Source organism: Pseudomonas syringae group sp. 26L6 (assembly GCF_032587815.1).
Taxonomy (GTDB): domain Bacteria; phylum Pseudomonadota; class Gammaproteobacteria; order Pseudomonadales; family Pseudomonadaceae; genus Aquipseudomonas; species Aquipseudomonas amygdali.
Window position 1 is genome coordinate 165,416 of sequence record NZ_JAWHPJ010000027.1, and the last position, 7,623, is coordinate 173,038.

Annotated in this window: 8 protein-coding genes; 3 read left to right on the top strand and 5 right to left on the bottom strand. The window is 58.5% G+C overall.

Going from position 1 to position 7,623, the window contains the following annotated elements:
• Positions 1–120: 120 nt before the first annotated feature.
• From RYA97_RS15140 to RYA97_RS15150, 3 genes are all read right to left on the bottom strand, one after another.
• Positions 121–1,032, bottom strand: a complete 912-nt coding sequence (locus tag RYA97_RS15140; protein ID WP_005778018.1) for an acyltransferase — start codon at positions 1,030–1,032, stop codon at positions 121–123.
• A gap of 63 nt (positions 1,033–1,095) precedes the next feature.
• The gene (gene pta, locus RYA97_RS15145) at positions 1,096–3,186 is read right to left on the bottom strand and encodes a phosphate acetyltransferase (RefSeq protein WP_002552203.1); all 2,091 of its coding nucleotides are present in this window, start codon (positions 3,184–3,186) and stop codon (positions 1,096–1,098) included.
• A 77-nt stretch (positions 3,187–3,263) separates the two neighbouring features.
• A complete protein-coding gene (locus RYA97_RS15150; protein WP_005733216.1) occupies positions 3,264–3,569 on the bottom strand; it encodes a DUF3565 domain-containing protein in 306 nt (101 codons plus the stop codon).
• Between the two features lie 14 nt (positions 3,570–3,583).
• Here RYA97_RS15150 and RYA97_RS15155 point away from each other — a divergent pair, with 14 nt between their 5' ends.
• From RYA97_RS15155 to RYA97_RS15165, 3 genes are all read left to right on the top strand, one after another.
• Complete coding sequence (locus RYA97_RS15155) at positions 3,584–4,069, top strand: peptidylprolyl isomerase (RefSeq protein WP_002552205.1); 486 nt, start codon at positions 3,584–3,586, stop codon at positions 4,067–4,069.
• Positions 4,070–4,201: 132 nt separating this feature from the next.
• Complete coding sequence (locus RYA97_RS15160) at positions 4,202–4,690, top strand: glutathione peroxidase (protein WP_002552206.1); 489 nt, start codon at positions 4,202–4,204, stop codon at positions 4,688–4,690.
• A 184-nt stretch (positions 4,691–4,874) separates the two neighbouring features.
• Complete coding sequence (locus tag RYA97_RS15165; protein WP_117139493.1) at positions 4,875–5,978, top strand: NADH:flavin oxidoreductase; 1,104 nt, start codon at positions 4,875–4,877, stop codon at positions 5,976–5,978.
• On the opposite strand, the gene RYA97_RS15170 is transcribed toward RYA97_RS15165, so the two are convergent.
• Positions 5,947–7,167 carry a glycosyltransferase family 4 protein gene (locus RYA97_RS15170; protein WP_005746186.1) on the bottom strand — a complete coding sequence of 407 codons (1,221 nt, stop codon included), beginning with the start codon at positions 7,165–7,167 and terminating at the stop codon, positions 5,947–5,949. The two genes, RYA97_RS15165 and RYA97_RS15170, sit on opposite strands and share 32 nt — an antisense overlap.
• 80 nt (positions 7,168–7,247) lie before the next feature.
• Positions 7,248–7,547, bottom strand: a complete 300-nt coding sequence (locus tag RYA97_RS15175) for a hypothetical protein (RefSeq protein ID WP_117139494.1) — start codon at positions 7,545–7,547, stop codon at positions 7,248–7,250.
• Positions 7,548–7,623: the final 76 nt, after the last annotated feature.

Consider the following 7,623-nt stretch of genomic DNA (forward strand, 5'->3'; position numbering starts at 1 on the left):
TTCTCGTTCCTTACGCTCCAGTGAACTGCAGTTCGCAATGCTCTGCGTCGCAAGAGGACGCAGAGCGTCCTGAAAGGCATGCCGACGCGGAGCGTCGCACGATAGGGATATTATCGTGCCTCACGCTCGCGGCTGTGCTGGATACTGCTCATGCAAGCTGTCCAGCAGCCGGTCTTTCTGTTCCCATAGCGCATTGATCCACTGCTGGAATTCCAGGCGGTACTCGCCGTCCTGGTCGTAGTTCCTGCCGAGAAACTGCTGCGGGATTTTGATCTCTTCGAAGTGGGCAACCACTTCCCTCACATTGCCGCACAACAGGTCCCAGTAGCCGGGTTGCCCGCCCGGGTAGTGGATGGTCACGTTGATGATCGACTCCAGCTGTTCGCCCATCGCATCGAGCACGAAGGCAATGCCGCCAGCCTTGGGTTTGAGCAAGTGGCGGAAGGGCGAGTTCTGCTGCGCGTGTTTGCCAGCGGTGAAGCGCGTGCCTTCTGCGAAGTTGAAAATCCCCACCGGGTTGTGACGAAACTTCGCGCAGGTGCGGCGGGTGGTTTCCAGATCCTTGCCTTTCTTTTCCGGGTGTTTCGCAAGGTACGCCTTGGAGTAACGCTTCATGAACGGAAAACCCAACGCCCACCACGCCAGACCGATGATCGGGACCCAGATCAACTCCTGCTTGAGGAAGAATTTCAACGGACGAATGCGCCGGTTGAGCACGTATTGCAAGACCATGATGTCGACCCAGCTCTGGTGATTGCTGGTGACCAGATACGAGTGTTTGTAATCGAGCCCTTCCAGCCCGCTCAGGTGCCAGCGGGTGTGGCAGAGCAGCTTGATCCAGGCATTGTTGTTGCCGATCCAGGTTTCATGGATGTGGCTCATCAGCCAGTCGGTAAAGCGCTGTGCCGCAGAGAAAGGCAGGCAGATCTTGAGGATCGTGACCGCGAACAGCACCGTGCAACAGACGATGGTGTTCAGCGCCAATAACAGCGATGCGATGACGCCGCGCAACGGGGCAGGCAGGAAATCCATGAAGGAGATGGCTCCGGAAGTTGTCGGAAGCCGCAGATGGGTCTGCGGCATCATGAGTAGGTATCAGGACAGCGTGTCGGCCTGTATCGCCGTCAGTGCGATGGTATAGACGATGTCATCCACCTGTGCGCCACGTGGCAGGTCGTTCACCGGCTTGCGCAGGCCTTGCAGCATCGGGCCAAGGCTTACACAGTCGGCACTGCGTTGCACCGCCTTGTAAGTGGTATTGCCAGTATTGAGGTCCGGGAACACGAACACGTTGGCACGTCCTGCCACCGGGCTGTCCGGAGCCAGCTGTCGGGCGACATGTTCGTTGGCGGCCGCATCATACTGCAGCGGCCCGTCGATCAATAGATCGCGCCGGGTTTCCCGTGCCAGTTGCGTTGCTTCGCGGACCTTCTCCACTTCTTCGCCGCTGGCCGAGTTGCCGCTGGAATAGCTGATCATCGCTACCCGTGGCGAAATGCCGAACGCAGTGGCTGAGTCGGCGCTTTGCAAGGCGATCTCGGACAGCTCGCTGGCACTCGGATGCGGGTTCATGATGCAGTCGCCGTACATCAGCACCTGCTCGGGGAACAGCATGAAAAATACCGAAGACACCAGCGTGCAGCCCGGCGCGGTCTTGATCAGTTGCAGGGCAGGCCGGATGGTGTTGGCGGTGGAGTGAATGACACCCGATACCAGCCCGTCGACTTCGTCCAGCGCCAGCATTACGGTGCCGATAACCACCGGGTCTTCGAGCTGTTGCTCGGCCATGGGCGCGTTCAGGCTTTTGTTTTTGCGCAGTTCCACCATCGGCGCAACATAGCGCTCGCGAATCAGCTCCGGGTCAAGAATCTCCAGCCCCGGTGGCAGCTCGATACCGTGTGCCTGAGCCACGGCCTGAACTTCCTCGGGTCTGGCCAGTAACACACAACGGGCGATACCGCGCGCCTGGCAGATGGCCGCCGCCTGAATGGTCAGCGGTTCGTTGCCTTCGGGCAGGACAATACGCTTGTTGGCTGCCTGCGCTCGCTGGATCAGTTGATAGCGAAACACGGCAGGCGACAGGCGCAGCTCGCGGGGTGTTCCGCAACGCTGGTGCAGCCAGCCGGCGTCCAGATGGCCGGCCACGAAATCGGTGATGTTTTCCGCGCGCTCGCGGTCATCGATGGGGATTTCCTTGTTTAACTGATTGAGCCGGTTTGCCGTGTCATAGGAACCGCTGCTGACCGACAGCACAGGCAGACCGGCCTGGAATGCACCTCGGCACAGTTCCATGATGCGCGGGTCGGGCACGGTATCGCTGGTCAGCAACAGGCCCGCCAGCGGTACGCCATTTATTGCCGCCAGGCTCACTGCCAGAATGATGTCGTCACGGTCGCCCGGCGTCACGACCAGCACGCCCGGCTTGAGCAGTGGAACGGTATTGAGCACCGTTCGGGCACAGATAATGATTCTGGACATGCGCCGCTGATCGTAATCGCCTGCGTTGAGTACCTGCGCGCCTAGCAGTTCGGCCACATCACGAGTGCGCGGGGCATTGAGTTCAGCACGATAGGGAATGCAGCCCAGCAGTCGGAAATCGCCACTGCGCAGCAGTGGAGAGTGCTCTTTCAGGCGAGAGGAGAAGACTTCCATGCTCTCTTCGGTGCGCACCTTGTTGAGTATCACGCCCAGCACCTTCGGGTCCTTGGGGCCACCAAACAGCTGGGCCTGCAATTCGACCCTGCCCGACAGCTCGGCAAGCACTTCGTTTTCCGGGGCAGAGACCAGAATGACGTCAGCATCCAGGCTCTTGGCCAGATGCAGATTGACCCGCGCGGCATAGCTCGCGCTGCGGGTCGGGACCATGCCTTCGACCACCAGCACGTCCTTGCCGACAGCTGCCTGTTGATAAAGATTGATGATCTCTTCGAGCAGTTCATCCAGTTGACCATCGCCGAGCATGCGCTCGACATGCGCCAGCCCCAGAGGCTTGGGCGGCTTCAGGCCGTGGGTGCGGGCCATCAGTTCAGTCGAGCGCTCGGGGCCCAGATCGCCGGGGTGCGGCTGGGCAATCGGTTTGAAAAAACCTACTTTCAAGCCTGCGCGCTCCAGTGTGCGCACCAGGCCCAGGCTGATAGAGGTCAACCCCACGCCGAAGTCAGTGGGGGCGATAAAAAAAGTCTGCATACTGGCTTCTCGATTGAGCAGTGCAAGGGTCGCAGCACATAGGGAACAGCTGCTGACCAAAAAAGTCCGGAAATCGTCTAACGCGATTTCTCTGCGGCAAGACTATCGTTATCTGCGGCGTTAGCACACCAGCCGCAGCGAAAGGCCTGACCTGTCATCTGTTGGCGTTTTATCGGGTCAAGAACCCAGGCTCGCGACTGCCATGGCGGCTGATGGCGCAGGTGCTGAGTGTGGCCGCAGGACAGCACGGCAATCCAGTGCCCTTCTTGATCCTGTTGCAAGTTGATAACAGTTGAACCTTCCATTCTGGGCCGTTTGTCAGAGTTGCGTTCGCTTTCGGGCGATTGCTTGGTTAAACTTGCTCGTTCTTCAATCTTAAGCAAAAGGTCTTGTCCCCATGCCGATCGCCGCCAATAAGGCTGTCTCCATTGACTATACCCTGACCAACGACGCTGGTGAGGTCATCGACAGCTCTGCCGGTGGTGCGCCGCTGGTTTACCTGCAAGGTGCAGGCAACATCATCCCGGGCCTGGAAAAGGCGCTGGAAGGCAAGGACGTCGGTGACGAGCTGAAGGTAGCCGTCGAGCCGGAAGATGCCTATGGTGAATACTCCGCCGAACTGGTCAGCACCCTGAGCGCCAGCATGTTCGAAGGTGTCGACAAACTCGAAGTCGGCATGCAGTTCCACGCATCCGGTCCGGACGGCGGCATGCAGATCGTGACCATCCGCGATCTGGACGGCGATGACGTTACTGTTGACGGCAACCACCCGCTCGCGGGCCAGCGCCTGAACTTCGACGTAAAGGTTGTGGCTATCCGCGACGCCAGTGAAGAAGAAATGGCTCACGGCCATGTTCACGGTGAAGGCGGTCATCAACACTGATTTGTGCTGCTAAGCTCAGGTCACTGAAAAGGCGCCCTGGCTGTTCTGCGATGACGACTTTCGTTACGCGTGCGGTCACGGTGCCTTTTTTCAGGTTGTGGCTTTGGGTTACTTGTTTCAAAAGGGGTTCTCATGAGTGCTTTTCACGACATCAAATTGAAAGCGCTGGGTGGTCAGGAACTGCCGATGGCGGGTTTCAAGAACAAAGTGGTTCTGGTGGTCAACGTCGCGTCCAAATGCGGGCTGACACCGCAATACGCAGCACTTGAAAACCTCTATCAGCAATACAAGGACAAGGGCCTGGAGATTCTCGGGCTGCCGTGCAACCAGTTTGCCGGGCAGGAACCGGGCAGCGAAAAAGAGATCGCCGAATTTTGCGAACTCAATTACGGCGTGACCTTTACGCTGGGTGAAAAACTCGACGTCAATGGCCCTGACCGGCATTCGCTTTATCGCCTGCTGGCTGGCGAAGGCGCCGAGTTTCCCGGGGATATCACCTGGAATTTCGAAAAGTTTCTGGTCGGCAAGAACGGTGGCGTGAGCGCGCGTTTCTCTCCGCGTACTGCACCGGATGATCCCGCAGTGATTCAGGCCATTGAAAAAGCCTTGGCACAAAGCTGATCACCTCGTCGAGGTAGCACCGGGTTAGCGTGTGCTTGCCCGGCTGTCTTGCGCCTTGGCGGCTTTTGCACTCAAATCAGCCAAATCAATAGTACTGGGCCAGCGCTGATGCCCAGCGATATTCTGCGCGCCTGATCCGGCGCTTGTCGCCGTAGTGCAATCGACCATTTTTCCGGAGTTTCGCATGTCGGTAGAAGCCTTGTTTACGCCTTTCCGTCTGGGCAGCCTGGAATTGTCGTCGCGGGTGGTGATGGCACCCATGACCCGTTCGTTCTCGCCGGGACATGTACCCAACTCAAAGGTGATCGAGTACTACCGGCGTCGGGCGGCGGCAGGTGTCGGGCTGATTATCACCGAAGGAACGACGGTCAACCACAAGGCTTCCAACGGCTACCCGAACGTTCCGCAGTTTTTTGGTGATGCGCCACTGGCGGGCTGGCGCAAGGTTGTTGAGGCGGTGCACGCAGAGGGTGGCAAGATCGTCCCGCAACTCTGGCACGTAGGTGCGGTTCGTCGTCCCGGTACCGAGCCGGACGGTAGCGTGCCTGCCTATGGGCCGATGGAGAAGGTCAAGGACGGTCAAGTGCTGGTGCATGGCATGAGCAAACAGGACATTGATGATGTTGTGGCCGCTTTTGCTCAGGCTGCTGTCGATGCCAAGGCGATTGGCATGGACGGTGTCGAAATTCATGGGGCCCACGGTTATCTGATTGATCAGTTCTTCTGGGAGGGCAGCAATCAGCGCAGTGACGAGTACGGTGGCAGCCTGGCCAACCGTTCGCGGTTTGCCATCGAGCTGATCAAGGCAGTGCGCGTCGCGGTAGGGGCGGACTATCCGATCATCTTCCGTTTCTCACAATGGAAACAGCAGGATTACACCGCACGTCTGGTGCAGACGCCCGAGGCGTTGGGCGAATTCCTGCAACCGCTGGCTGACGCCGGAGTGGATATCTTCCATTGCTCTACGCGTCGTTTCTGGGAATCCGAGTTTGAAGGCTCTGACCTGAACCTCGCAGGCTGGACGCGCAAACTGACCGGCAAACCGACCATTACCGTCGGCAGTGTCGGGCTGGACGGTGAGTTTCTGCAGTTCATGGTCAACACCGATAAGGTCGCACAGCCGGCCAGCCTGGAAAATCTGCTGAAGCGGCTGGGCAACGACGAGTTTGATCTGGTTGCGGTGGGACGTGCCTTGCTGGTCGACCCGGACTGGGCATTGAAAGTGCGTGAGGGGCGCGAGCATGACATCCTGCCATTCAGTCGAGAGGCACTGACGACACTGGTCTGATCTTCTTGGTAGCCACCTGCCTGGTCTCTTTGGCATTTACAGGTTTTTCGCCAGGGCAGGCCTCACGCAGTTGTCGTTCGAACTGATCGATGATCGCCGTCCAGCCCTGGCGACTGGCGTGTTGACGGGCATTGAGGCGCACCCTGCGCAACGTTTCGCTGTCTTCCAGCAACCAGCGTGCTGCGTCGATGAACGCCGCCTCGTCACCCGGCATGGCCAAGGCCCCATTGTGGCCATGACGAATATGCTGCCCGGCAGCGGCTTCGTCGTAAGCAACCACACCCAGCCCTGAGGCCAGCGCTTCAAGGACCACGTTGCCGAACGTTTCGGTCAGGCTGGGGAACAGAAACATATCTGCCGAGGCATAGTGCATGGCCAGCACTTCACCGCGTTGAGTGCCGCAGAAGATCGCATCCGGAATCTGCTGCTCAAGCTGCTGGCGCTGAGGCCCATCGCCGACAACAATCAGTTTGATATTACGTTGCGGGTAACTGTCCTTGAGCGTTTCGAAGCTGGCTTTGAGCAGGCCCAGGTTTTTCTCGGGTGCCAGGCGGCCGACGTGTATGACGCCGATATCACCCGCTTGCAGGCCCCAGCTTTCGCGCAGAGCCTGCGAACGCCTGGACGGGTTGAACATCTGGCTGTCCACGCCGCGAGACAACAACTCGATTCTTTCAAAGCCGCGCCGCTCCAGTTCCATCTTCTGGCTGATGCTCGGCACCAGCGTCATGCGCGAGCGATTGTGGAACCAGCGCAGGTAGTGTGTCAGCAGCCGGGTGATAAAACCCATGCCGTATTGCTGCGTGTACTGTGGAAAGTTGGTGTGAAAGCCGCTGATCACCGCTATACCCAGACGCCGTGCTGCCCGTAGCGCCGACAGCCCCAGCGGACCTTCAGTGGCGATGTACAACACATCCGGTCGACGCCGCTGCCAGCGGCGCAGCAGTTTGTGCATCGAAGACTGGCCCCATTGCAACCCTGGATAGCCCGGTATCGGCCAGCCCCGGCACAGCAACAGGTCTTCTGCGGCACCTGCATGGGTCTCGTCATTCTGGCGCGGCCGAACCAGCTCGACCCGGTGCCCGCGCAACCGCAACCCTTCACAAAGACGCCCTAGGGTATTGGCAACGCCGTTGATCTCGGGAATGAAGGTTTCAGTAATCAGGGTGACGTTAAGAATTTTGCTCATGGGAGCAGTTTCGGCTGGTTACATTTCGGTTATGTGGCGGTTGTGTGAACTTCAAGTGGCTTCACATCAACCGCCCCGATTCATCTCAATAGGTGATTCTGAGGGTCTGCTATTCGCTCCATGGCCGCAGGTCTCGGCAGAAATCCCTTTTCGTCGACCACAGATCTGCGCTGCTCAAGGCTCATGTTGTCCAAAAAAAAGTTCGAGCGGGGCTGGATATGTTTGCCTAGAGTGGCAGGTTCGTCCGCTGTAAGGTCTTCGACCCTCTGGCTCAATATCTGAGCAAACCTGCCTGATCGCGATTGCGGGAGTGTTTCGAGACCGGCAGGCCGGTTGGTGTTAATGGGTTTGACTGTTGCGGTGTTTACGATGTTTTCCATTGCTCTATGGCTCCTGTTGTCTAGGGAAACTCTGAAAAAGACTTCCTAATTTGGCAAAATCTCCGGACACCAGTCG